General features: G+C 67.0%; 18 protein-coding genes. 11 read left to right on the forward strand and 7 right to left on the reverse strand.

From position 1 onward, the window contains the following. Positions 1–2 precede the first annotated feature (2 nt). A complete protein-coding gene (argH, locus tag Q0316_RS18360; RefSeq protein ID WP_298675342.1) occupies positions 3–1,364 on the reverse strand; it encodes an argininosuccinate lyase in 1,362 nt (453 codons plus the stop codon). Between the two features lie 142 nt (positions 1,365–1,506). Between argH and Q0316_RS18365 the strand changes: the two genes are divergently transcribed. From Q0316_RS18365 to Q0316_RS18385, 5 genes are all read left to right on the forward strand, one after another. Beyond that, positions 1,507–1,974 (forward strand): TlpA disulfide reductase family protein, encoded by a 468-nt coding sequence (locus Q0316_RS18365; protein ID WP_298675089.1) that lies wholly within the window; start codon positions 1,507–1,509, stop codon positions 1,972–1,974. Between the two features lie 75 nt (positions 1,975–2,049). After that, positions 2,050–2,535, forward strand: a complete 486-nt coding sequence (locus Q0316_RS18370) for a methylated-DNA--[protein]-cysteine S-methyltransferase (protein ID WP_298675092.1) — start codon at positions 2,050–2,052, stop codon at positions 2,533–2,535. Positions 2,536–2,980: 445 nt separating this feature from the next. Continuing rightward, positions 2,981–4,105, forward strand: a complete 1,125-nt coding sequence (locus Q0316_RS18375) for an 8-amino-7-oxononanoate synthase (protein WP_298675095.1) — start codon at positions 2,981–2,983, stop codon at positions 4,103–4,105. Next, positions 4,102–4,731 (forward strand): dethiobiotin synthase, encoded by a 630-nt coding sequence (bioD, locus tag Q0316_RS18380; RefSeq protein WP_298675098.1) that lies wholly within the window; start codon positions 4,102–4,104, stop codon positions 4,729–4,731. Before Q0316_RS18375 ends, bioD begins: the two co-directional genes overlap by 4 nt. Continuing rightward, complete coding sequence (locus Q0316_RS18385; RefSeq protein ID WP_298675101.1) at positions 4,728–5,993, forward strand: adenosylmethionine--8-amino-7-oxononanoate transaminase; 1,266 nt, start codon at positions 4,728–4,730, stop codon at positions 5,991–5,993. The genes bioD and Q0316_RS18385 overlap by 4 nt, the downstream gene beginning before the upstream one ends. Before the next feature lie 9 nt (positions 5,994–6,002). Here the strand turns inward: Q0316_RS18385 and Q0316_RS18390 are convergent, their stop codons facing one another. The 4 genes from Q0316_RS18390 to Q0316_RS18405 all read right to left on the reverse strand — a co-directional run bounded on the left by Q0316_RS18390 (position 6,003) and on the right by Q0316_RS18405 (position 11,161). After that, positions 6,003–6,929 (reverse strand): formylglycine-generating enzyme family protein, encoded by a 927-nt coding sequence (locus Q0316_RS18390; RefSeq protein WP_298675345.1) that lies wholly within the window; start codon positions 6,927–6,929, stop codon positions 6,003–6,005. Positions 6,930–7,007: 78 nt separating this feature from the next. Further along, positions 7,008–7,886, reverse strand: a complete 879-nt coding sequence (locus tag Q0316_RS18395; protein ID WP_298675103.1) for an SGNH/GDSL hydrolase family protein — start codon at positions 7,884–7,886, stop codon at positions 7,008–7,010. Continuing rightward, positions 7,883–8,797, reverse strand: a complete 915-nt coding sequence (locus Q0316_RS18400; RefSeq protein ID WP_298675347.1) for a sugar phosphate isomerase/epimerase — start codon at positions 8,795–8,797, stop codon at positions 7,883–7,885. Before Q0316_RS18400 ends, Q0316_RS18395 begins: the two co-directional genes overlap by 4 nt. An 87-nt stretch (positions 8,798–8,884) precedes the next feature. Continuing rightward, a complete protein-coding gene (locus Q0316_RS18405; protein WP_298675106.1) occupies positions 8,885–11,161 on the reverse strand; it encodes a TonB-dependent receptor in 2,277 nt (758 codons plus the stop codon). Positions 11,162–11,378: 217 nt separating this feature from the next. Here Q0316_RS18405 and Q0316_RS18410 point away from each other — a divergent pair, with 217 nt between their 5' ends. From Q0316_RS18410 to Q0316_RS18425, 4 genes are all read left to right on the forward strand, one after another. Beyond that, positions 11,379–12,053, forward strand: coding sequence for a TetR/AcrR family transcriptional regulator (locus tag Q0316_RS18410; RefSeq protein WP_298675109.1), 675 nt, complete (start codon positions 11,379–11,381; stop codon positions 12,051–12,053). Then, positions 12,050–14,296 carry a beta-glucosidase gene (locus Q0316_RS18415; protein ID WP_298675111.1) on the forward strand — a complete coding sequence of 749 codons (2,247 nt, stop codon included), beginning with the start codon at positions 12,050–12,052 and terminating at the stop codon, positions 14,294–14,296. The genes Q0316_RS18410 and Q0316_RS18415 overlap by 4 nt, the downstream gene beginning before the upstream one ends. Positions 14,297–14,318: 22 nt before the next feature. After that, complete coding sequence (locus Q0316_RS18420) at positions 14,319–15,878, forward strand: carboxylesterase family protein (protein ID WP_298675114.1); 1,560 nt, start codon at positions 14,319–14,321, stop codon at positions 15,876–15,878. 67 nt (positions 15,879–15,945) lie between these two features. Further along, complete coding sequence (locus Q0316_RS18425) at positions 15,946–18,084, forward strand: family 20 glycosylhydrolase (protein ID WP_298675117.1); 2,139 nt, start codon at positions 15,946–15,948, stop codon at positions 18,082–18,084. 24 nt (positions 18,085–18,108) lie between these two features. On the opposite strand, the gene Q0316_RS18430 is transcribed toward Q0316_RS18425, so the two are convergent. Further along, positions 18,109–19,410 (reverse strand): glycoside hydrolase family 1 protein, encoded by a 1,302-nt coding sequence (locus Q0316_RS18430; RefSeq protein ID WP_298675119.1) that lies wholly within the window; start codon positions 19,408–19,410, stop codon positions 18,109–18,111. 288 nt (positions 19,411–19,698) lie between these two features. Here Q0316_RS18430 and Q0316_RS18435 point away from each other — a divergent pair, with 288 nt between their 5' ends. Together Q0316_RS18435 and Q0316_RS18440 are read left to right on the forward strand one after the other, a co-directional pair. Next, positions 19,699–22,110: a TonB-dependent receptor gene (locus tag Q0316_RS18435; protein WP_298675122.1), complete on the forward strand. Its 2,412-nt coding sequence runs from the start codon at positions 19,699–19,701 to the stop codon at positions 22,108–22,110. Between the two features lie 88 nt (positions 22,111–22,198). Next, a complete protein-coding gene (locus Q0316_RS18440; RefSeq protein WP_298675124.1) occupies positions 22,199–23,452 on the forward strand; it encodes an MFS transporter in 1,254 nt (417 codons plus the stop codon). A 145-nt stretch (positions 23,453–23,597) separates the two neighbouring features. Here the strand turns inward: Q0316_RS18440 and Q0316_RS18445 are convergent, their stop codons facing one another. Then, positions 23,598–24,482 carry a sugar kinase gene (locus tag Q0316_RS18445; protein ID WP_298675126.1) on the reverse strand — a complete coding sequence of 295 codons (885 nt, stop codon included), beginning with the start codon at positions 24,480–24,482 and terminating at the stop codon, positions 23,598–23,600. Positions 24,483–24,488: the final 6 nt, after the last annotated feature.

A 24,488-nucleotide genomic window follows, 5' to 3' on the forward strand; every position in this document is an offset into this window, starting at 1 on the left:
CGTCATTCTCCCCGCGCGGCGCGGATCGCCGCGCGCACATTATCGGGCGCGGTGCCGCCGAAGCTCGTCCGGCTAGCGACCGAGGCATCGACCGAGAGCACCGAATAGACGCGATCATCGATCCGCGCGTCGATCGCCTGCAGATCGGCGAGCGGCACCTTGTCCAGCGTCACGGCCAGCGCCTCGGCCCGCGCCACCGCACGCCCGGTGATATGATGCGCCTCGCGGAACGGCACATTCGCCTCGCGTACCAGCCAGTCGGCAAGGTCGGTGGCGGTGGCATAGCCGCTTTCCGCCAGCCCGCGCATCCGATCGGTGCGGAAGGTGGCGCTTGCGATCATCCCGGTCATCGCCGCGATGCTCAGGCCCAGCAGATCGTGGCATTCGAACACCGGGGGCTTATCGTCCTGCATGTCCTTGGAATAAGCCAGCGGCAGCCCCTTCATCGTCACCATCAGGCTGACGAGGCAGCCGGTGATCCGCCCGGCATGGCCGCGCACCAGCTCGGCGGCGTCGGGGTTGCGCTTCTGCGGCATGATCGAGCTGCCGGTGGACCATTGGTCGCTCAAGCTGACGAAGCCGAACGGCTGCGAGGCCCACAACACGAATTCCTCGGCGAGCCGCGACAGATGCAGGGAGCATTGCGCGGCTGAGGTAAGATATTCGATCGCGAAATCACGATCGGAAACCGCGTCGAGCGAATTGCGCGTCGGCCCGTCGAAGCCGAGCGCCGCGGCGGTCGCCTGGCGATCGAGCGGGAAGCCGGTGCCCGCGAGCGCGGCCGAACCAAGCGGGCACAGGTTCATCCGCGCCCGCGCGTCGCGGAAGCGCGCCGCGTCGCGCGCGATCATCTCGTGATAGGCCATCAGGTGATGGCCAAGCGTCACCGGCTGGGCGGACTGGAGGTGGGTGAAGCCGGGCATCACGTCACCGGCGTGCTGCTCCGCGCGCGCCAGCAGCGCGGCGTCGAGCGCATCGAGCGCGGCGAGCGTCTGGTCGATCGCGTCGCGCACCCACAGGCGAAAATCGGTCGCCACCTGATCGTTGCGGCTGCGCGCGGTATGCAGCCGCCCCGCGACCGGGCCGATCGCCTCGGCGAGCTTCGCCTCGGTCAGCATGTGAATGTCTTCGAGCGTCAGATCATCCGGCACGCCGTTTGCGGCATAATCGGCGGCGACCGTGTCCAGCCCCGCGCTGATCGTCGCCGCATCGTCCGCGCTGACCACGCCTTGTGCAGCCAGCATCGCGACATGCGCTTTCGACGCGGTGACATCCTGCCGCCACATCCGCTTGTCGAACGGAATCGAGGCGTTAATCTCACGCATGACGGCGGCGGGGCCTTCGGCGAAGCGCCCGCCCCACATCTGATTGGAACTGCTCATGGCATCGCGTTCGGCTATTGTCTGTCTCCTCGGGCTGGCGCTGGCAGCCAGCGGCTGCGATAGGCAAAGGGCCGCCGGCGGGCAAGCGACCGTGGCGGCGGACAATGCGATTGCGCCGGATGAAATGATCGCATCGAAGCCAGCGCCGGGCGAAAGCGGCAAGGTCGATCGCACGCAGCGCGGCGAACGGGCGATTGATGCCGCATTCTACACCCCCGCTGGCGAACGCGTGAAGCTGGAGGATTTTCGCGGCAAGCCGGTGCTGCTGAACCTGTGGGCGACGTGGTGCGCGCCATGCGTGAAGGAGCTTCCCAGCCTCGACGCGCTGGCAACGCAACTCGGCGATCGCGTGCAGGTGCTGGCGGTGAGCCAGGATATGCAGCCGGAGAAGGTGGCGCCCTTCGTCGCCGCGCGCCGCCTTCACCGGATCGCGCCTTATACCGATGCCGATATGCGGCTGAGCCTTGGCTATCGGGTCAATCTCCCCACGACGATCCTGTTCGACGCGAAGGGGCGCGAGGTCTGGCGCGTTTCCGGGGCGATGGACTGGACCGCGCCCGCGACGCGCAAATTGCTCGACGAGGCGAGCTGAGCGGCCGGCATTGATCGCAAGCATCGGGAAGCGGGCGCCCCGCGAATCCGGCAGGAAAAGGGCATGGAGACGAACATGACCCAGCCTTTGCCAATGATGAAGATCGCGTCCCCGGTCGGCGTGCTCACTTTGGTCGCCGATGGCGATTCGCTCGTCGCGATCCTGTGGGAGAATGACGATCCCGCCCGCGTGCCGTTGCCGCCGACAGTGACGGCGGCAGCGCATCCGGTGCTGGTGGAGGCCGGCCGGCAGCTTGGCGAATATTTCGTCGGGCGCCGCCGCGCATTCGATCTGCCGCTGCGCTTTCGCGGCACCGAGTTTCAGCGCGCGGTATGGGCCAAGCTGCTAGCGATCCCGTTCGGGGAGACATCGAGCTATGGCGCGATCGCCCGTGCGCTTGGCCGCCCCGGCGCGGCGCGCGCGGTGGGGGCGGCGAACGGGCGCAACCCGATCTCGATCGTCGCGCCATGCCATCGCGTCATCGGCGCGAACGGCGCGATCACCGGGTTCGCGGGCGGGCTGGCGGCGAAAGAGACGCTGCTTGCGCTGGAGCGACGGTAAGCGCCACAGGCGCGGCGAACGGAAGGAGCGGGACGGAGCCGCTGGCCGCCCGGCGCGTTGATCTGCAGAACCCGGTTTCGATTACGAGTTTTCGCGATGCGCCAGGACGTTGGCTATATTTTGCTGGTTTTGCTTCTGCTCGCGGCGATCGCGGGGGCTGTGTTGTTCCTCCGCCATCGCGAGCGCGAACATGCCCGGATATGGGGGCGCAACCGCCGTCGCCGCTAGGGCCGACCGCCATTCAGGCCATGCCGGCCTGCAAATGGCGGTTTCCCGCGCTTTCCGGTGCTCACGTACCTTTAGTACGCTGCGTTTGCGGGTCGCGGGAAACCGCCATTTTCGGCTCGACCTGACCCGAATGTCGATCAGCCCTACGGTCGGCGTGACGTGATCCGAATGGCGCACATCCCTCGCGCCGCGCGCGCTATTCGTTATAGCGGCGCGCATGAGCCTGCTGACCGCCCAGATCCGCGACCTGAACGATCTCGCCGCGCGCGCGCGGCTGCGTCATCTGCAACCGCGCATCGGGATGGATTTTTCCTCCAACGATTATCTCGGCCTGGCGTCTTCGCCCCGGCTGCGCGCGGCGGTGGCGGCGGCGCTGGCGCGGGACGTGCCGGTCGGCTCGGGCGGCTCGCGGCTGTTGCGCGGCAACGATGCCGAGCATGAGGCGCTGGAGACGGAGGCGGCGGCCTTCTTCGGCAGCGAAACGGCGCTGTTCTTCTCCAGCGGCTATACCGCCAATGCCGCGTTGCTTTCCACGCTGCCGCAGCGCGGCGATCTGGTGGTGTATGACGACCTGATCCACGCCAGCGCGCATGAGGGAATGCGGCTGGGCCGCGCGGCCTGCGTCGGCGCGACGCATAACGACGCCGATGCGTTCGACGACGCGATCACGCGCTGGCGCCGTGACGGGGGCACCGGGCGCCCATGGATCGCGGTGGAGAGCCTCTACAGCATGGATGGCGATGCCGCGCCGCTCAACGCGCTGCTCGCGGTGGCTGACCGGCATGAGGCGATGCTGCTGATCGACGAGGCGCACGCAACCGGCGTGTTCGGCGATAACGGGCGTGGTTTCGCCGCCGCGCTGGAGGGGCGCGAGAATGTCGTCAGCCTGCATACCTGCGGCAAGGCGATGGGGTGCGAGGGCGCGCTGGTGTGCGGCCCGCGCATCGTGCGCGATTTCCTGGTCAATCGCGGGCGCGGGTTCATCTTTTCGACCGCGCCGTCGCCGCTGATGGCGAGCGCGGTGCGCGAAAGCCTGCGCATTCTTGCCGACGAGCCTGAGCGGCGCGCGCGGCTGATGGCGCTCATCGCCTTCGCCGAACGCGCGCTCGCGCCGTGCGGCATTTCGCCCGCGGGTTCGCAGATCCTGCCGCTGGTGATCGGGGAGGATGCGGCCGCGATGGCGCTTGCCGCCGGGGTGCAAGCCGCCGGCTTCGACGTGCGCGGCATTCGCCCACCCACCGTGCCGGCGGGCACGGCGCGGCTGCGCATCTCGATCACGCTCAACGTGGACGAGGCGGGTATCGCCGCGCTCGCCGATACGATCGAAAGGCTGCGGGGATGAATGGACCACGGATCGTCGTTACCGGCACCGACACCGATGTCGGCAAAACCGTCTTTTCCGCGGCTTTGACCGGGGCGCTGGGCGCGCATTACTGGAAGCCGGTGCAGGCCGGGGTCGAGCCGCGCGGGGATCGTGAGAGCGTGGCCGCGCTGGCCGGCGTTCCGGCGGCGAACATCCTCCCCGAAGCCTATCGCCTGACCACGCCATGCTCGCCGCATCGCGCAGCGGAGATCGACGGCGTTGTGATCGACCCCGCGCGGCTGGCGCTTCCCGACGTGGCGGGGCCGCTGGTGGTGGAGGGCGCGGGCGGCGTGCTGGTGCCGCTTTCACCCGATCTGCTGTTCGCCGATCTGTTCGCGCGCTGGGGTTGCCCGGTGGTGCTGGTCGCGCGCACCGCGCTGGGCACGATCAACCACAGCCTGTTGTCTGTCGAGGCGCTGCGCCATCGCGGGGTGCCGATCCTCGGCATCGCCTTCATCGGCGATCCCCAGCCGGATAGCGAGGCGGTGATCGCCGCGATCGGCGGCGTGAAGCGGCTCGGGCGGTTGCCGCGCGTCGATCCGCTCGATCGGCACATGCTGGCGCGCGCCTTTACGGACAATTTCGACGTGGAGGATTTCCGGTGAGCGGCTCTCCGATCTGGCACCCCTTCACGCAGCACGGGTTGCGCGAGCCGATACCGCTCGTCACCCATGGGGAAGGCGCGGCGCTATATACCGCCGACGGGCGCCGGATCATCGACGGCATCTCATCCTGGTGGGTGACGACGCACGGCCATTGCCATCCGCGCATCATGGCGGCGATCGCGGCGCAGACGGCGAAGCTCGATCAGATCATCTTCGCGGGCTGGACGCATGAGCCGGCGGAAACGCTCGCGCGCGGGCTGACCGCGATCATGCCGCGCGAACTCACCCGCGTCTTCTATTCCGATTCCGGATCGACCAGCGTTGAGGTGGCGCTCAAGATGGCGCTCGGCTTTTGGGCCAGCCGTGGCGAACCGCGCCATCGCATCCTCGTGATGCAGCACAGCTATCACGGCGACACGATCGGCGCGATGTCGGTCGGTGAGCGCGGGGTGTATAACGCGGCCTATTCGCCGCTGCTGTTCGATGTCGGCACCGTGCCCTTTCCCCTGGCCGGCGCGGAACAGGCGACGCTCGATACGCTGGAGGCGGCCTGCCGCGACGGTGCCGCGGCGTTCATTGTCGAGCCGCTGCTGCTCGGCGCGGGCGGGATGCTGATCTATCCGCCATGGGTGCTCGCCGAGATGCGCGCGATCTGCGCCCGGCACGACGTGCTGTTCATCGCCGATGAGGTGATGACCGGCTGGGGCCGCACCGGCACCTTGCTGGCGTGCGAGCAGGCCGATGTCGTGCCGGATATATTGTGCCTGTCCAAGGGGCTGACCGGCGGAGCGATCCCGCTTGCGGTGACGATGGCGCGCGAGGCGATCTTCGACGCGCACTATTCCGACGATCGCGCGAAGATGTTCTTCCACTCATCAAGCTATACCGCGAACCCGATCGCCTGTGCCGCGGCGAACGCCAATCTGACGATCTGGCGCGAGGAGCCGGTCGGCGCGCGGATCGCGGATCTCACCGCGCGACAGGCGGCGCTGCTGGCGTTGCTGCGCGCGCGCAAGGGGGTGGCGAACGCGCGCGCGATCGGCACGGTCACCGCGATCGAGGTGATGGATGCGGGCGGCACCGGCTATCTTTCGCAGCTCGGCCCGCGCCTGCTCGCGGCGTTCCGCGCGCGCGATCTGCTGCTCCGTCCGCTCGGCAATACGATATATGTCATGCCGCCCTATTGCATCGACGAGGCGGACCTCGACCGGCTCTATGCCGGGATCGCCGAGGCGGTGGAGGATATCGCGCGCGGCGGGTGAGCGGCGGCGTCAGGCGGCGCGAGAGACGCAGCGAAAGCCGATATGGCTCGTGGCGGAATCGATCGGCTGGGGATGGCGCGCCGCCGGGCGATAGCGCTGGCAATAATTTGCCGCGCACAAATGCGATCCGCCTTTCAATACCTTGCGCCCGATCCTGCTTTCGGGGGAGGCGGGATCATAGCTTTCGCGTTCGCGCGCGCCGCGCGGATTGCGCGGCAGATCGCAGCAGCCGGGCTTCCCGCGCGCCTTGCCCTTGAGCGCGGGCGCGGCATACCAGTCTGCGGTCCATTCCCAGACATTGCCGATCATATCCCACAGGCCATGGCCGTTGGCGGGAAAAGCGCGGACCGGCGAGGTGCGCTCGTAACCGTCGAGCAACTGATTGGCGAAGGGGAACAGCCCTTGCCAGTAATTCGCCATCATCGCCCCGCCCGGCGCCAGTTCGTCGCCCCACGCATAATCCGCGCCATCAAGGCCGCCACGCGCGGCATATTCCCATTCCGCCTCGGTCGGCAGCGCCTTTCCCGCCCAATCGGCATAAGCAAGTGCATCGGCGTAAGCGACGTGGACGACGGGGTGATCCTCCAGCCCCTCGATCGAGCTTTCCGGCCCCAGTGGCCGCCGCCAGTTCGCATCGAAACGGAAATCCCACCATGCGCTGGGATCGCCGAGGTCGACCGGCCCGGCGGTGCGCGCGAAAACCAGTGATCCCGCGCGCGCCATCGCCGGGTCCATGCCGGGATAGTCGCGCGGATCGGGGGGAAGCTCGGCCAGCGTGACGTGGCCGGTTTCCGCCACGAAGCGCGCGAATTGCGCATTGGTGACGGGTGTTTCGTCGATCCAGAACGGGTCGATGCGCACCGCGCGCGCCGGTGCTTCTTCCGGATAGTGCCGGGCCGAGCCCATGGTGAACTCACCGCCTGCCAGCCGGCGCATGTCGGTGTGATTCGGCTTCACGATGCACCGCTAGCATCGCCGCTCGGGATGCTCCATCATCAATGGCCGGATATCGCGCTATCGCCGCGGCGGCGACACGCTGTCCGCGTTGCGGGCGACGCCCAATGCCTTTTCGGCGATGCCGCTCATTATCGCATAGCCCGCCTTGTTGGGGTGGACGCCATCTTCGGACCATTCGGCACGGAAAGCGCGATTCCGGTCTTTCAGGATCGCATTATAGTCCACAAAGGTCAGCTTTTCGCGGCGGGCATAATCGGCCAGCCAGCAATTGAGCGTGTCGATGCTCTCCACCGGATCGATGCTGGGGCGCCAGCCAAACCGCGCCGCCGGCGGCACCGCGCCCAGCACGACGCGGATATTGTGCGCCCGCGCCAGCTCGACCATCGAACGGATATTGTCCTCGATCGCCGCCAAGGAGGTGGGGCCGGTATTGCCCGCGATGTCGTTGGTGCCCGCGATGATGTGTACCATCGCCGGCTTCAGATTGATGACATCGGCGCGGAAGCGCGCGCTCATCTGGAGCGTGGTCTGCCCGCTGATCCCGCGATTGATGCGATCGGCGGTGAAGAAGCCCGGAGCTTCGCGCAGCCACAATTCGGTGATCGAATCGCCGAAGAACACGATGCGGTTCTTGCCGGCAGGCGGCAGCGCGGCATTCGCCGCGCGATAGCGGCACAGGCCGGCGAAGTCGTTCGCGCGCAATTCATCCTGCCAGTGTTGATAGATCGCCATGCCCTCTGCGCTGACCGGTGGCGGTGGTTGGTTCGCGGCCTTCGCGCTGGCGTAGCGCGCCATATAGGCCGCGACGACCGCCGGCATGGGCGGCAGCGCGGCGCATGGATCGGCGAGCACGCCCACCACGGGCCGCGGCGGAGCGGGCGCGACCGGCGCCTCCTGCGCGCCAAGCGCCAGCGCCGCGATCAACGTGCCGATCATTTCATTTCCCTCTGCAGATAGCGATAGTTGCGCGCGAGGAGATTCAGCGCGTTCGCCGGATCTATGCCCTCCTGCTCGATAAAAACGTAAGGCACGCGCGCGCGTTCGAGCGCGGCGAGGATCGGGCGCCACGCGATTGATCCCTCGCCAGCCGGAGCGGACGCCGGCATGTCGTCGAGCGACGGCGTGTAGGGTGCGTGCCAGTCCTTCACATGCGCCAGCCGCGTCCGTCCGCCCGGCGCGAGATAGGGCGCGGGATCAATGCCCGCCGCGATCGTATTGCCGATATCAAGCTCCAGCGCGACCAGCGCGGGATCGGTCCGGTCGAGAATGATATCCAGTCCATAGCGGCCATCGTACCGGCGGAAATCGAAGCCGTGGCTATGATAGGCGAAGCGTATTCCCGCCGCCTTCACGCGCTCGCCGATCCGGTTGAAGCGCTCCGCCGTTGCCTTGAGATCATCGGCGGTGATGCGGTGGGTCGCGGCGCGGAAGCTTTCCTCGGTGACGGGCAAGGTCAGCCCCGGTAGGCGCGGCACCGCCGCGACGAGCCATTCCAGCCCGATCGCCGCGCCGAAATCAATCGCGGCGGCGATCTGCTCGTCGCGCATGTCGGGATATAGGCCGTGCGCGCCGATCGCGGTGAGATCGTTCGCCTTGAGCAGCGCGCGCCACTGCGCCGGCGTGCGATCGTGATAGCCGGCGAATTCTACATGCCGGATACCGATCCGGGCGATCGCGGCGAGCGTGGCTTCGACATCCTTCGCCAGAAGCTCGCGCAGCATATAGAGCTGGACGCCGATCGCCGGGCGCGCGGTGCGGTGCGCGGCAATCACGCCTCCCGCTGATCCTGCTGCCCCTGCAACAGCCGCCGCGCCCGCGATCCGCAGGATATCGCGCCGTTCGATCATCACGCGTCTCTCCCTCGCGCTGTTTCGGGAATGCCGCTGCCCCCAAAAGAACGGGCCGGATTTTCATCCGGCCCGGCAAAAGGAGGTTCAGAAGCGGAAGCTGACCGTTCCGCCGATCGTGCGGAACGCATCCGGGCCGACGATCTTCGAATAGCCGCCGGGGTTGATGACCGCGGGCGCCGCATAAGCCGCGTAGAAATGCTTGTTGAGCAGATTGCGGGCATAGATGCCGACGCGCCACGCCCCGTCGCTTGCGCCAAGGCCGATCGTGCCGTTGAGCAGGCCATAAGCGGCGATTTCGGATTTCGGATCGCCGAGCACCGCCTGCGTCTTGTCGCGCCAGGCCCAATTGGCGTTGGCATCGAGCGCCAGATCGTTGGCAAGCGGCTGATTGAAATCGGCGCGCAAGGTGTAGGACCATTTGGGCGCGTTGGGCAGGCGATAGCCGGCATAATTCGCCACCTTCGCGCTGGTCACCGGATCGACGTAGCAGCCGGTGCCAACGACGGCGGATGCGGGCTGGCCGGGATAGCAGGCGCCGAGATATTCGCGGAACGTGGCATCGCTATACGAGCCGTTCGCCGACAGCCGCAGGCGCGGGGACACGCGCAGGCTGGTTTCCACTTCCACGCCGCGCGCGCGCATTCCCCCGGCGTTAGACAGGTAGAATGCCGGCGGGGTGACGCTGGTATCGAACGTCTGCGCCTGGAAATTGGTGAAATCGGACCAGTAGAGCGAGGTGTTGAAGGTCAGCGTGCCGCCAAGCAGCGTCGATTTCAGGCCGATCTCATAGCTTTTGACCGTTTCCGGCTTCACTTCGTGGATCTTGCCGGTGGTGCCGTCGATCGCGGGGCCCTTATAGCCGGTCGACCAGGTGGCGTAGAGCATCACGTCGCGGGTCGGCTGCACTTGCAGGCCGAGCTTGCCAGAGACGTTGTCGGCGCGGACCGTGCCCGAATAATTGGGGAGCAGGCCTGAGACGATCGCGGGGAAGGGCAGCTTGTGCACGGTCATTTCGCCGTGGTTGCGATCGTTGGTGTAGCGCAGGCCACCGATCAGCTTGACGCCTTCGACCAGCTTGTAGGTCGCCTGGCCGTAGGCGGCGAGGCTGCGGACATTATTAACCGCGTCGCGACGCCCGCCGCCGAGCACCACCGGCACGCCATAGACGCCGTAGAAATTGCCGTATTGCGCGGCCCAGCCGCCGTTCGAGGTGTGATAATAATAGAGGCCAGCGGTATATTCGAGCGGCTTGCCCGCTGGCGAGGTGAGGCGCAGTTCCTGGGTGAACTGATTGCTGTCGATGCCGCCGTCGCTGTGGTTGAAGATATCGGCCGGCGATCCGTCGATATCGGTGAGTTGCGTCGTCTTCACCGCGCGATAGGCTGTGATCGAAGTCAGCGTGAAATCGCCGAGCCGGTAATCGGCCTGGAGCGAACTGCCCCACAGGCGCGTGTTCGCCTTCCAGTCGCCATCGTTATACGCGATATAGACGTTGTGGCCCGGCTTCACCGGGAAGCGGTTGAAGGTCGAATTGTAGAGCGCGCTGGTGCCGAGCGATTCGATCAACTGGCTATCGCGGGCGAAGCCGGTCTGATATTCGCCGGTCAGCAGCAGCGAGAGGTTCTCGGTCGGCTCCCACAGCAATTTGCCGCGGATGCCGTAATTGTCGCGATCGCCGACATGGGTGCCGTTGACGACATTGGGGATCGCGCCGTCCTGCCCGTTGTGGAACGCGGAGACGCGCAGTGCGACATTGCTGCCGAGCGGAAGATTGGCGGTGGCGCGCTGGAGCTGATCGTTGCGCTCGCCGAACGAGAGATCGAGATCGAGCGAACGGACGCCGAGCTGCGGCTTTCTGGTGATGATCTGGATCACGCCAGCGGAGGAATTCTTGCCGAACAAGGTTCCCTGCGGGCCGCGCAGCACCTCGACGCGCTCGATATCGGCAAAGCCCGTGGCGCCCGGATCGCGCGACAGCCCGATCACCACGCCATCGACGACCAGGCCGACGGTCTGCTCGACGCCGCTGTCATAGGTCTGCGTGCCGATGCCGCGGATCTGATAGCCGCCGCCATTCGAAACCGGATTGGTCGACGAGAAGGTGATGTTGGGCGCGAGATACTGGATGTCGGATACTTCGCGATATGCCGATTTGGCGAGTTCCTGCCCGGACACCGCCGAAACCGCGACCGGCACATCCTGAAGGCGCTCCTCGCGGCGGGTCGCGGTGACGATGATGTCGTCGGGGTTCTGCGCTGTGCCGGCCTCAGGCTGATCGGCGGCGATCGCCGGGTTGGCCAGAGCCGGCGAGGCCGTCGTCACCAACGCCGCCGCCGTGGCGAGCAAGGCGATCCTCATCATGCGCATTTCCATTTTTCCCCTTTATCCTCCGCGTCGAAAAGCGGGCGGCCACAGGCCGCTATCCCAACGGGAGGCAATAGGGCTACAATTTACAGTCAGTCAAGCCCGTTTGTTTAATTGACCGCGTGCGATCAATCGCGCTAGCTGGGCCTGCGCGATGCGCTATGCGCTATGCGGGCTAGCTGGTGGCCATGCTGGCGCTGACTCGGAGGGTGGGATGACGGAAGTTCGAGCGCGGCGGACGCAGGCGGAGCGCAGTGCCGGCACGCGATCGGCGTTGCTTGCCGCGGCGATCCGCGTGCTGCATGAGCACGGCTATGGCGCGACCACCACGATGCTGGTCGCCGAGCAGGCCGGCGTCAGCCGTGGCGCGATGCTGCATCAATTCCGAACCAAGGCGGACCTGATGACCTTCGTGGTCGAGGCGGTCTATGCCGAGGAGCTGGAGCGTTATGCCGAGCGGCTCCGCGCGATGAGCGGCCCGCGCGAGATCATCCTCGCCTATCCCGAAGTGGTGTGGGAAGTGCTGAGCCGCCCGTCGGGCGTCGCGGTGCTCGAAATCCTGCAAGGCTCGCGCAGCGATCCGGTGCTGGCCGAAAAGCTCGGGCCGATCCAGGCGCGGATCGAGAATGACGCGCTGGCTTACGTGCGCAACACAACCGGCGTTTCCAGCACGTCGTTGGCGTTCATGCGGCTGATCGTATGGTCGGTGCGCGGGCTGTCGATCGCCAGCGTGCTCACCCCCGAGCCGGGCCAGATTCAGGAATCCGTCCGCATGTTGCGCGGGCTTATCAAGGCCGGGATCAAGACCGGGATGCTGCCAATCGGTGATGAGGACGCTCCGCCTGCCGCGAGCGACCGCGCCGCCCAATCAAAAGGAACGAAGCCGTGATCCGTTTGTCGTCCGTCGCGCTGGCGGCGCTCGTCATTGCCACGCCCGGCCTCGCAAGCGCCAAGGAGCGAGCCATCAACATTACGCCTGCCGCCGCCACCGCCCGCGCGGAAAAGCTTGTCGACGCGATGACGCTGGAGGAACAGCTTTCGCTGCTCAAATCGAAATCGGGCGGCAGCCTGCTCGATCTCGGCGTGCCGCTGCCGCCGTTCATTCCAGCGGCGATGCGGACGGAAAAGCCAAAGGGCGCGATCGGCACCGCCGGGTTCGTTGCCGGCATCGAACGGCTCGGCTTCCCCGCGCTGCAACTGGCGGACGCCAGCCTGGGTATCGCGGATATCGGCTATCTGCGCCCCGGCGATCATGCCACCGCGCTCCCGTCCACGCTGTCGCTCGCGGCGAGCTTCGATCCGGCGATGGCGCGCGCGGGGGGTGATATCATCGGGGCGGAGGCGTTCGCCAAGGGCATCAACGTCCAGCTTGCCGGGGGCGTGAATCTGGCGCGCGAGCCGCGTAATGGGCGCAATTTCGAATATCTCGGCGAAGATCCGTTGCTCGCCGGCACGCTGGTGGCGGAGCAGATCGCAGGGATTCAGGCGCACAACGTCGCCTCCACGATCAAGCATTTCGCGGCGAACAGCCAGGAAAGCGGGCGCTTCGTCTATGACGTTGAAGCCTCCGACGCGGCCTTGCGCGAATCCGATCTGCTGGCGTTCGAGATCGGCATCAAGCGCGGCAAGCCGGCATCGGTGATGTGCGCCTATAACCGCGTGCGCGGCAAATACGCCTGCGAGAGCGATTATCTGCTGAAGGACGTGCTGCGCGGCGACTGGAATTATCAGGGCTGGGTAATGTCCGATTGGGGCGCGGTGATGAGTCTCAAGCCGTCGATCGACGCGGGGCTGGATCAGCAATCGCCGCAGGACGAGGATTATTTCGGCCGCATCCCCGCCGCGATCGAAAAGGGCGAGATCACGCGCGGCGAGGTGCGTCAGATGGCGCTGCGCATCGTGCGCTCGATGATCGCGGTCGGCGCGCTCGACAATATCGCGCGGCCCGGCGGCGCGATCGACCAGGCCGGCCATGCGGCGCGCGCGCAGGCGATGGCCGAGGCCGGCATGGTGCTGCTCAAGAACGATGGCCTGCTGCCGATCGCCGCCACCGCGAAGACGATCGCGGTGATCGGCCGCCATGCGGACAAGGGTGTGCTCGCGGGCGGCGGATCGTCGCAGGTGATCCCCTATGGCGGCGTCTATCGCGACGCGCCCGAAGGCACCCATGCGCTGCTCGCGCTGATGGCGCCGTCCTACGGCCTGTCCTCGCCGCTCAGGGCGTTGCAGGCGGCGTTGCCGAACGCGACGATCGTGTTCGATGACGGCGCCGATCCGGCGCGCGCCGCCGCCGTCGCCGCCAAAGCGGATATGGCCTTCGTCTTCGCGGTGAAGCCGGAGATGGAGGGGATCGACAGCGCGGATCTGTCGCTGCCTTACGGGCAGGATGCGATGATCGCGGCGGTGGCGGCGGCCAATCCGCGCACCGGCGTGGTGCTCGAAACCGGCAATCCGGTGACGATGCCGTGGCTGGGCAAGGTGGGCGCGGTGCTCGCGGCATGGTTCCCCGGCCAGCGCGGTGGCGAGGCGATCGCGGCGATCCTTTCGGGCGCCTCCGCGCCGTCGGGCCGGCTGCCGCTCACTTTCCCGGCGTCCACCGCGCAGCTCCCGCACCCGCAGGAGGTGGGATATGATCCCGCGAAACAGCGTGCGCTGGGGATCGGGGTGAAATATGATCCGTTCACGATCGACTATAAGGAAGGCAGCGATATCGGCTATCGCTGGTTCGAGCGGACTGGCGCGAAGCCGTTGTTCCCGTTCGGCTATGGCCTGACCTATACCAGCTTTGGCTATGACGGATTGCAGCAGGCCGCCGGAAGGGCGCTGACCGTCACCGCGCGGATCACCAACACCGGCAAGCGCGCGGGCACCGAAGTCGCGCAACTCTATGTCGCGCCGCCGGGGCGCACGCATCGGCTCGCCGGCTGGGCGAAGGTATCGCTCAAGCCCGGCGAAACGCGCGAGGTGACGATCACCGCCGATCCGTGGCTGCTGCTTTCCTATGACGAGAAGGCCGGGCAATGGACGCGCCCGGCGGGCGATTACCGTTTCTTCGTCGGCAAATCCGCCGGCGAACCGGAACTGACCGGCATCGCGCGACTCACCGCCGCAACCGAAAGCAAACGTCGCTGAGGCGCTGCGCGGGGGAACCGGCATGAAAGCTTATTGGCTGCTCCCCGCCGCGCTCGCGCTTGTCGCTGCCGCGGCACCCGACGGCCCCGGCCCGGTCGTGGCGACCGACACCGGGCGGGTGCGTGGCATCGCATCCGAGCGAACCGAGGCATTCCTTGCTATTCCCTATGCCGCCCCGCCGGTCGGCGCCTTGCGTTGGCGTCCGCCGCAGCGCGCCGCGCGCTGGAGTGGGGTGCGTGACGCGGGGGCGATCGGCCCCGATTGCGTGCAGGCGCGCGACGCGGGCAACCCGCACGCGATGGCCGAGGACTGCCTGAGCATCAACGTGTGGCGCCCGGCATCGCGTCGCGCTGGGGCGTTGGCGGTGGTGGTGTGGATCCATGGCGGCGGCTATGTCGCGGGCGGCAGTTCTGACCCGCAGACGGATGGCGCGGCATTCGCGCGCGACGGCATTATCGCCGTGACGTTCAACTATCGGCTGGGGCGGCTGGGGTTCTTCGGCTTTCCCGCGCTGTCGGCGGAATATCCGCGCGAAGCCAAGGGCAATTACGGCCTGCTCGATCAGATCGCCGCGCTGCAATGGGTGAAGCGCAACATCGCATCGTTCGGCGGCGATCCCCGCCGCGTGACGGTGATGGGCGAATCCGCCGGTGGCGAATCCGTGCTGATGCTCGCGGGATCGCCGATGGCGCACGGGCTGTTCGCGCGCGCGATCGTGCAATCGGGCGGCGGCGCGGCGCCATTGCTCGGGCGGCGCCTGTTGCGCGAGGATGCGGCGGGTGGCGTCTCCGCCGAGAAAGCCGGGCTGGCCTTCGCCCGGTCGACGGGGATCGAGGGCGAGGATGCGGCGGCGCTGGCGCGGTTGCGGGCGCTGCCGGCGGCGCGGATCAATGACGGGCTGAGCATGGTGTCGCTGGTGTTCGGCGGCCTCGCGCGCTTTACCGGCCCTGTCGAGGATGGCCGGCTGGTCACGGCGCAACCCGATCGCGCCCTGCGCGCGCGGCGCGGCGCGATCCCGCTGCTGATCGGCACGACGGATGCCGATCTCGGCCTGGGCCGGGCGCGCACGAAGGACGAGGCCTTCGCCGCCTTCGGCGATCCCGCCGCCGCGCGCGGCGCTTATGATCCCGAGGCCCAAGCGCAACTGGCGGCGGTCAACACGCTGATCGGCGCGGATCGGACGATGACCGAGCCCGCGCGGCGCATCGCGCGGATTACCGCCGGGCGTGGTGTGCCGGCGTGGCGTTTCCGCTTCGGCTATGTCGCGACGCCGATCCGGGGCAAGCCGGTGCCGGGCGCGGAACATGCGAGCGACGTGGCCTATGCGTTCGGCACGATCGACCGGGCTTACCCTTCCGGCCTGACACCACAGGATGCCGAGGCGCAACGGCTGTTTCATGGCTATTTCGCGCAATTCGTGAAAACCGGCGATCCCAATGGCGCTGGCTTGCCGCACTGGCCGCGCGCTGGCGGCGCTGGCGATCCGCTGATGGTGTTTCGCAAGGATGCCACCGCCAGCGCGGGCGCCGACCCGTGGAAGACGCGGCTCGACCTGACGGCGGGCGCCGCGCCGGGACGATGACCCCGCGCGTGCGCGCGCCCGTCAATATTTATTGCGATGTGAAGTGGAGCGAGCGGTGGGGCGAGCGATGAAATGGCGGATTTCCGGTGCGCTGGCGGGCGCGCTGCTGGCGTCTGGCGCGATCGCCAGCCCGGCGCTGATGCCGCTCCCCACATCAGTCACGCGCGGGGAGGGCGTCTTGCCGCTCGACGGACCGTTGGCGCCGGTCTGGTCCGGGTGCGGCGATGCGCGGCGGCTGCGCGATGCGGCGGGGCGGCTGCGGGCCGATATCGACCGTCAGACCGGACGGACGTTCGCGGGCAAGGCGGTGCCCGTCACCATCGCCTGCGCCACCACATCCGACGCGGCGGACAAGGGCGAGGGCTATCGCCTGACGGTGGCGACCGATGGCATTCGCATTGATGCGCAAGGGCAAAGCGGCGTGTTGCGCGCATTCGCCACCTTGCGTCAGTTGGTCGGCCTGTCGCCGGGCGGCGCCACGCTGGCGGCGATGACGATCGACGATGCGCCGCGTTTCGCGTGGCGCGGCGTGATGCTCGATACCGTGCGGCATTTCCTGACCGTCGACACCATCAAACGCCAGATCGACGCGATGGAGCGGGTGAAGCTCAACGTCCTCCATCTTCATCTGAGCGACGATCAGGGATTTCGCGTGGAGAGCCGCCGCTTTCCGCTGCTCACCGCCGCGAATGGGGGCGAATTCTATACGCAGGCGCAGATCCGCGAGATTGTCGCCTACGCCGCCGATCGCGGCATCCGCGTCGTCCCCGAAATCGACATCCCCGCGCATACCCGCGCGATCGTCAACGCCTATCCGGCCATCGGCGTGCGCGGAAAGCCCGGCGCACTCGGCATTGCGGATACCGCGCTCAATCCCGCGTCTCCGGAGACCTATCGCTTCCTCACCGCGCTGATCGGCGAGATGGCGGCGCTGTTTCCCGATCCCGTGTTCCACGCCGGTGGGGATGAAGTGCCCAGGGGTGTGTGGGACGGCGACGAAAGCGTGAAGGCGCTGATGGCGCGCGAGGGGCTGAAGGATACGCGCGCGGTGGAGCATTATTTTCATCGCCGCGTGCAACAGATCCTGCGTCGAGCGGGCAAGACGATGCTTGGCTGGGAGGAGATCGCGACCGGCCTAGGTGTCGAAAGCGATGCGATCGTGCAATCGTGGCAGACCTCAAATGCGACGGCGGATGTCACCGCCAGGGGATATCGCACCGTCGTATCGGCTGGATACTATCTCGATCTGCTGATGCCGGCGGAATTTCACTATGCGATCGACCCGGCAGACAGCGCATCCGCCGGGATGACGCCCGAATTCGCCAATGGCCTGCGCAAGCTCAGCCCGTTTCTCGAAGGCTTCGTCTCCGATGCGCTGATCGCTTTCCCGCGCCCGCCGCTGACGGCGGCGCAGGAGAAACTCATCCTTGGCGGGGAGGCGCCGCTATGGGGTGAAATCGTGACCGACGAACTGGTCGATCAGCGGCTGTGGCCGCGCGCGGCGGCGCTCGCCGAACGCTTCTGGTCCGCGCGGAGCGTGCGCGATCCCGCCGATATGTATCGACGGCTGGGCGAGGTCGGCGCGCTGCTGAGCGTCTCCGGCACGAACGATCAGGCGAGCATGGCGCGGATGGCGACGCGATTGTCGCCGACCGCGCCGGAGCCGGTGCTCACCCTGCTCTCGATCGTCGGGCCGGTGCGCAACATGGCGCACGATCATCGCATCAAGGCAATGCTCGCCGGCAAGATGATCGAGCAGCCGCTCAACGCGCTGGCGGACGCCGCGCCGGTCGACAGCATGGCGGCGCGTCGCTTCGCCGCGGCGGCAAAGCGTTACGCCGAGGGCGATCGCACGCTTGCGCCGCTGCTCACCGCCGAACTGACGCGGTGGCGTGACAATGACGCGGGCTTCGTCGCGATCTCCGCCGGGCGACCCATGCTGGAGGCGGCGCGCCCGGCCTCGGCGCAGATCGCGGCGCTGGCGGCGTGCGGGCTGGAGGCGGTTGCCGCGATCGAAGCCGGGAAGTCGCTCGATCCGGCGGCGGTGGCGCGCGCGCGCGGGCTGCTCGATACGCTCGATCAGCAGGAGAAAGCCTCCTGGCGCCCGATCGAATCGCTGCTGAAGCCGCAGCCGCCCGCTGATATGATCGTCAAGATCGGGCCGGGCATTCGCACGCTGATCGAGGCGGCCGGCGAGCGGCGGTAAAGCCCACCCGCCGACCGCCCCGGATCAGGCCAGCCCGCCGCGCCGCGCGATCTCGCCAAGCAGGTGCGCCGATGGCTTGGGCGTGCGGCGGAAGGTCTTGCGATCGACTGACACCAGCCCGAATTTCGGGCGGTATCCGGACATCCATTCCCAATTGTCGAGCAGCGACCAGTGGAAATAGCCGCGCAGGTCGATCCCGTCGGCCACGCACCGCTGCACCCCGGCGATCGCGCCCCGGATATAGGCGATGCGCCGCGTATCGTCCTCGGTCGCGACGCCGTTTTCGGTGATGTAGATCGCCTTTTTCGTCCGCGCGGCGACGAGCCGGACGGTCTGTTCGACCGCATCGGGCATGAACGCATAATCCATCTGCGTCAGTTCGATGCCCGGCGGCGGCGGCAAATCCGCGTCCTTTCCCACGGCGGCGCCCGAATAGGTCTGCACCCCGATGAAATCGCCCGGCGCGGCGAGCCAGCGATCGATCATCTCGCTTTGCTTGCGCTTCAATCCGCTATCGTCGCCATTGGCGGCGTGATCGGCGGTTATCGCGAGCGTCAGCCCGACGGGGAACTTGCCGCCGCCAGCGCGGATCGCCTCGATCGCGGCGGCATGGGCGGCGAGTATCCCGTCGAATTGCGCCTCGCCGGCCAGCATCGGGCTTGCCCAGTTCGGCGATCCCGTCGCGGCGCCCGCGCCCTTTTGCATCGCCGCGATGAACGGGCGGTATTTCTCCGCCAGGCCGCCCCAGCGCACGACGGTCGACAGGTTCGGTTCGTTGAACGTCGCGGCGAGATGGATCATCTCGCCCATAGCCTCGGTCACGCGGCGGCAGTGCGCGGCAAAGGCCGCCACGTTCGCCGGATCGTTGAAGCCGCCGCTCGCCGCCACCCAGCGCGGCACGGTGAAATGGCTGAAGGTGACGACGGGCGCCAGCCCGTGTTTGCGGCACGTCTCCAGCACGCGACGATAATAATCGAGCCCGGCGTTCGATATCTGCCCGCGCTCCGGCTCGATCCGGGACCATTCGATCGAGAAGCGGTGACTGTTGAAGCCGAGTGAGGCGGCGAGCGCGATATCGTCCGCGACATAATGATAGGTGTTGCACGCATCGCCCGACGGCTCGGTGAAGATGCTCGGCTTCAGATGCTCCACCACCCACAGGTCGCTGGCGTAATTGCCGCCTTCGATCTGATAGGCCGCGCCGGCGGTTCCCCACAGAAAACCTTTGGGGGGGCGGGCCGCGGCGCGCGGGGCCGCGATCGCCTGCTCGGCGCGCACGGCCACGCCGACGGCCGCGGCCGACAGCAGAAATTCACGGCGCTTCATGGATCCTCCTTTGTGTGCATTCCCGGCATGATATGTGCGGCGGCATAAACATGCGGTCAATACTGCTTGTATAATGCACCGGTTGCCTGAACCTGCATCGCGCCACTGTCTTTTTCCAGAGCATCGAGCTTTCCACGCCCGGCGACGCGCGCGGCCTCACCATCGGTTGCGTGGCCGGGCACCGATGACGCTTGACGGTTATGACCATATGGCGGTAATTGGTAAGACCACAATGGCTAGGCCGACACGCGCGAACGAACAGGCCAGCGATAATAGGGGAGGGTGGAAATGATCCGCACATTTTTCCTGCTGGCGAGCGCCGCCGTTGTCGCCGCACCCGCGATGGCGCAAAATTCATCCAGTCAGAACGCAAGCCGCGATGACGGCCAGGGGCTGGAGGATATCGTCGTCACCGCGCAGAAGCGCGAACAGAATCTCCAGACCGTCCCCGTCTCCGTCACCGCGCTGTCGAGCGAGGCGATCGCCAACAATCGCCTCGCCGATTTCTCGGATCTGACGCGCGCCGCCCCGTCGATGACGATCACGCAGACCACCTCGTCTCCCAACAACTCGATCATCCTGCGCGGCATCGGCACATTCGCCTTCTCGATCGGCGTCGAGCCGAGCGTCGCTGTCATCATCGACGACATGCCGGTGGTGCAGCAGGCGCAGGCATTCGACAATATGTCCGATCTTGAGCGGATCGAGGTGCTGAAGGGGCCGCAGGGCACGCTGTTTGGCAAGAATTCCTCCGCCGGCGTGGTCAATATCGTCACCAAGGATCCGGGGCCGGATTTCGAGGCCAATGCGAGCGTTACCGCCGCGACCGATGGCGACGTGCGGACCGAGGCGATGATCTCGACGCCGCTCGCCGAAGGTGTCGGATTGCGCGTAACCGGCTTTTATCACAATTATCCCGGCAATATCCGCAACCTGACCAGCGGCACCAAATTGAACGATCAGGAAAACTACGGGATTCGCGCAAAGCTGAAGGCGCAGATCGGAAGCGCGGTCAGCTTCACGCTGACCGGGGCCTATTCCAAGGCGACACAGGATGGCACCGCCACCTCGATCCGTCAGATCACCGGCACCGGCACGCCGCGCGTCTTCGGCAGCCCGGCATTGCCGCTGATCCCCAGCCTGACCGGAATCACGCCGGGCGAGGGCAATTATGTAGCGCGCGTCGATGCGCTGGGCGGAACGCGGAACGAAACCGCAAGCGTTGCCGGAAAGTTCGATGTCGATCTCGGCTTCGCCAATCTGATTTCGGTCACCGCCTATCAGGATTGGAAATACCGCTTCCAGAATGACGTGGATGGCACGGATATCGATCTGCTGGGCGCGTTCACCGGCGGCGCGGCGCATGGCGGCTTGGCGCAGGGCGGCCCATATCATTCACGCAATTTCACGCAGGAACTGCGCCTTGTTTCGGGGGGGCATAGCGCGCTCAAATATGTGGCGGGGGCGTTCTATTCGAATGCGCGCACCGATCGCGCCTTCCTGCGCGGGCCGGTGCTGCTGGTCGCGCAATGGTCCGCCCGCAATACGAGCGAAAGCCTGGGGTTGTTCGCGCAGGTCGATTATACGCTGCCGACCAACACCACGCTGAGCGGCGGCGTGCGCTACAATCATGAGAAGATCGATGTCGCGTTCGACAATCAGGTCGCCGGCGCGACCGCCAACCAATGCGCCACAGGCAACCCGTTGTGTCGCGGCTCGAACAGCGACGGGGTGGTGACGTGGAAAGGCTCGATCGCGCAGGAACTGGCGCCGCAGGTGATGGTCTATGGCAGCGTGGCGCGCGGCTACAAAGGCTATGCTTACGATATCTCCAGCAATTTCAATCCGGCGCGGATCAATGCCGCATTGAGCGGCACCGGGCCGGGATTGCTGGGGGTAGGGCCGGTCAAGCCGGAGACATCAACCGCCTGGGAAATCGGCATCAAGAGCCGCTTCCTCGACAATCACGTTCAGTTGAACGTCACCGGCTTCCTTACCGATTATAACAATTTCCAGGCGCAATCCGCGATCCTCGTCGGCTCGCCCCCGGCGCCGCAATTCGTGCTCAACAATGTCGGCAAGTTGCGGACCAAGGGCATTGAGGTCGAATTGTCGGCCAAGCCGGCCGACTGGCTGCGCTTCGACGGCGGCGCATCCTATACCGATGCGATCATGCGCAGTTTCCCCGGCGCGCAAGGCTATAACGGGCAGACCGGCCAGCTCTGGAACGGCAGCGCCTCCAGCCTTGTCGGGCCGTGCACTTCGGCGCCCGCGGCAACCGCCGCGAACCCGCGAACGACCTGCACCTTGCAGGATCGTTCCGGCGCCCGCCTGCCGAACTCGCCCAAGTTCAAGTGGAATATCGGCGCCACCGCGCAATTCCCGCTCGGCGCGGAGGCCAAGGGCACGGCCATTCTGGCCTATCAGCATCAGAGCGCGGTCAACTTCGATCTGCTCGGCAATCCGCTGGATACCCAGAAAGCCTATGGCATCCTCAACGCCAGCCTGGGCGCGGAACTGGGCCGGTTCAAGCTCACCGCCTTCGTCAACAATATCTTCGATCAGCATTATGCCGCCAGCCTTGGCGATGGCTTTGGCGTCCTTGGCGGAAGCGCTGCGAACGACACGCATGTGATCTATCAGTTCCTGCCACGGGATTCGCAGCGTTATGGCGGGGTGAAGCTGAGTGTCACATTCTGATTTGCCGCCCGCCCTGCCCGGATCGTCGCGGCGATCCGGGCAAGGCGGGAGGATGAGGGCTGGTCCGCCACGGGGGAGCGATAGTCATATGCGGCATTCCAGGCCGTTTCTGCCGCTCAGATGGTGGATCATCAGCCTGCTCACGCTGGGGACCGTGCTCAACTATCTCGCGCGTTCCACGCTGTCGGTCGCGGCGCCGACGCTGACGGCCGAGTTCGGTATGACGACCGAGCAATATAGCTGGGTCGTGCTTGCCTTTCAGGCGAGCTACACGGTGATGCAGACGGTGGCCGGCGCGGTGCTCGATGCGCTTGGCACGCGGCTCGGCTTCTTCCTGTTCGCGCTGGGCTGGGCACTGGCGAACATGGCCCATGCCTTCGCCACCGGCACGTTCAGCCTCGCTTTCTTTCGCGGCCTGCTGGGGGCGAGCGAGGCGGCGGCGATTCCGGCGGGCAGCAAGACGGTGGCGGAATGGTTCCCGCCGCGCGAGCGCCCGTTGGCGAGCAGCCTGTTCCAGATGGGCACCAGCGCCGGCAACATGATAGCGCCGCCGCTCGTCGCGTGGTGCATCCTGTTCTGGGGCTGGCAATCGGCGTTCGTCGTCACCGGCGCGCTCAGCCTGTGCTGGGCGATATTATGGTGGTTCGGCTATCGCAGGCCACAGGATCACCCGAGGCTCTCCGATGCCGAACGCGCCGAAATCGCCGCCGGGCAATCGGCGGATGAAATCACGGTAAAGCCCGCGACGCGCGCCGAGGTGTTGAAAAGCCGTGGTTTCTGGGCGATCGCGATTCCGCGCTTCCTCGCCGAGCCGGCGTGGCAGACCTTCAACTTTTTCATCCCGCTTTATCTCGTCGCGGTGTGGAAGCTCGATCTCAAGAACATCGCCTTGTGGGCGTGGTTGCCGTTCCTCGCGGCTGATTTCGGCTCGCTGGCGGCGGGGTTGTTGCCATCATGGCTCATCCGTCGCGGCGCGGGATTGATCGCTTCGCGCAAGATCACGATGACGCTCGGCGCATTGTGCATGATCGGCCCCGCGTGCATCGGTCTTGCCGGCTCGCCGGGGCTGGCGATCGCGCTGTTCTGCATCGGCGGCTTCGCGCATCAGATGCTGAATGGTGCGCTCATCACCCTGTGCGCGGACATATTCGACAGCAGGGCGGTCGGCACGGCGAGCGGCCTTGCCGGCACGATCGCCTGGACCGGGGGGATGGCCTTCACCTTCCTGATCGGCAAGAGCGCGGATGCTTATGGCTACAATCCGCTGTTCGTCGCGCTCGCCGCGCTGGATATCGTTGGCGCGATTGTGCTGTGGTGGCTGCTGCGCGCGCGGCGCGGTTAGGGCCGACGCGACATTCAACCCATGCCGGCCTGCAAATGGCGGTTTCCCGCGCTTTTCGGTGCTCACGTACCTTTAGTACGCTGCGCTTGCGGGTCACGAGAAACCACCATTTTCGGCTCGACCTGACCTGAATGTCGCGTTGGCCCTAGGCGCGGCGCGCGGGGATCGCGCCGGGGCGCATGATCGTCCACCCCGCGAGCCTGTGCCCGGCGGTCGCGGCGGCGTGGAGGCTTGCGCCGCGCAATCGCGCCGCGAGATAGCCCGCGTTGAACGCGTCCCCCGCGCCGCTGGTATCGACCGGGCGGAGCCGCTCGGTCGGCGCGATCAGCCGGCCATCGGGAAGCAGGCAGCCGCCTGCGCCAAGCTTGACGACGGTTTCGGCGCAGCCGAGCGCCCGCCAGCGCGCGGCGACCTCCGCCGCGCCCTCGGCGTGCCCCATCGCGATCTCGTCATCGAGCGTCGGCAGCCCGATGTCGCAGCACGCGATCGCCGCTTCGGCGGCGCGGCGGGCTTCGTGGGCATCGTGCCACAGGCGCGCGCGATAATTGCCGTCGAACGCCACCTTGCCGCCACGCGCGCGCACCTGCCGCGCGAGCGCCAGCAGCGCATCGCGCGAGGCGGGGGGCAGGATCGCAAGCGTGATGAGCGAGAAGGCGAGCAGATCGGCGCGCGCGGCGACGCTCAACGCTTCCCCGATCCCGTCGCAGGACATGAGCTGGCGCGCGGCGCTGTCGTCGCGCCAATAGGTGAAGGCGCGCTCCCCGGCGGTGTCTGTCGTGATCGCGTAAAGGCCGGGCGCGCGCCTGTGGTCGGTGAGGATCAGCGAGCAGTCCAGCCCTTCATCCGCCCATTGGCGGCGCAGATCGGCGCTGAACGGATCGTCGCCCAGCGCGGTGAGATAGGCGGTCGGCACGCCCGCGCGGGCGAGGTGAATCGCCGTATTGAGCGTGTCGCCGCCATAACCCAGTTTCCACTGCCCGTTGCCGCCCGACAGTTCGAGCATTCCCTCGCCGACGAGGACCGCGCGCATCTCCGC

The organism is uncultured Sphingomonas sp. (assembly GCF_937871615.1).
Taxonomy (GTDB): Bacteria; Pseudomonadota; Alphaproteobacteria; order Sphingomonadales; family Sphingomonadaceae; genus Sphingomonas.

Excerpts from the sequence above, each read along its gene's own strand:
- argH (WP_298675342.1), bottom strand. The coding sequence starts at position 1,364 with ATGTGGGGCGGGCGCTTCGCCGAAGGCCCCGCCGCCGTCATGCGTGAG.
- Q0316_RS18365 (WP_298675089.1), top strand. The coding sequence starts at position 1,507 with ATGATCGCATCGAAGCCAGCGCCGGGCGAAAGCGGCAAGGTCGATCGC.
- Q0316_RS18370 (WP_298675092.1), top strand. The coding sequence starts at position 2,050 with ATGACCCAGCCTTTGCCAATGATGAAGATCGCGTCCCCGGTCGGCGTG.
- Q0316_RS18375 (WP_298675095.1), top strand. The coding sequence starts at position 2,981 with ATGAGCCTGCTGACCGCCCAGATCCGCGACCTGAACGATCTCGCCGCG.
- bioD (WP_298675098.1), top strand. The coding sequence starts at position 4,102 with ATGAATGGACCACGGATCGTCGTTACCGGCACCGACACCGATGTCGGC.
- Q0316_RS18390 (WP_298675345.1), bottom strand. The coding sequence starts at position 6,929 with ATGCGCCGGCTGGCAGGCGGTGAGTTCACCATGGGCTCGGCCCGGCAC.
- Q0316_RS18395 (WP_298675103.1), bottom strand. The coding sequence starts at position 7,886 with ATGATCGGCACGTTGATCGCGGCGCTGGCGCTTGGCGCGCAGGAGGCG.
- Q0316_RS18400 (WP_298675347.1), bottom strand. The coding sequence starts at position 8,797 with ATGATCGAACGGCGCGATATCCTGCGGATCGCGGGCGCGGCGGCTGTT.
- Q0316_RS18405 (WP_298675106.1), bottom strand. The coding sequence starts at position 11,161 with ATGATGAGGATCGCCTTGCTCGCCACGGCGGCGGCGTTGGTGACGACG.
- Q0316_RS18410 (WP_298675109.1), top strand. The coding sequence starts at position 11,379 with ATGACGGAAGTTCGAGCGCGGCGGACGCAGGCGGAGCGCAGTGCCGGC.
- Q0316_RS18420 (WP_298675114.1), top strand. The coding sequence starts at position 14,319 with ATGAAAGCTTATTGGCTGCTCCCCGCCGCGCTCGCGCTTGTCGCTGCC.
- Q0316_RS18425 (WP_298675117.1), top strand. The coding sequence starts at position 15,946 with ATGAAATGGCGGATTTCCGGTGCGCTGGCGGGCGCGCTGCTGGCGTCT.
- Q0316_RS18430 (WP_298675119.1), bottom strand. The coding sequence starts at position 19,410 with ATGAAGCGCCGTGAATTTCTGCTGTCGGCCGCGGCCGTCGGCGTGGCC.
- Q0316_RS18435 (WP_298675122.1), top strand. The coding sequence starts at position 19,699 with ATGATCCGCACATTTTTCCTGCTGGCGAGCGCCGCCGTTGTCGCCGCA.
- Q0316_RS18440 (WP_298675124.1), top strand. The coding sequence starts at position 22,199 with ATGCGGCATTCCAGGCCGTTTCTGCCGCTCAGATGGTGGATCATCAGC.
- Q0316_RS18445 (WP_298675126.1), bottom strand. The coding sequence starts at position 24,482 with ATGCGCGCGGTCCTCGTCGGCGAGGGAATGCTCGAACTGTCGGGCGGC.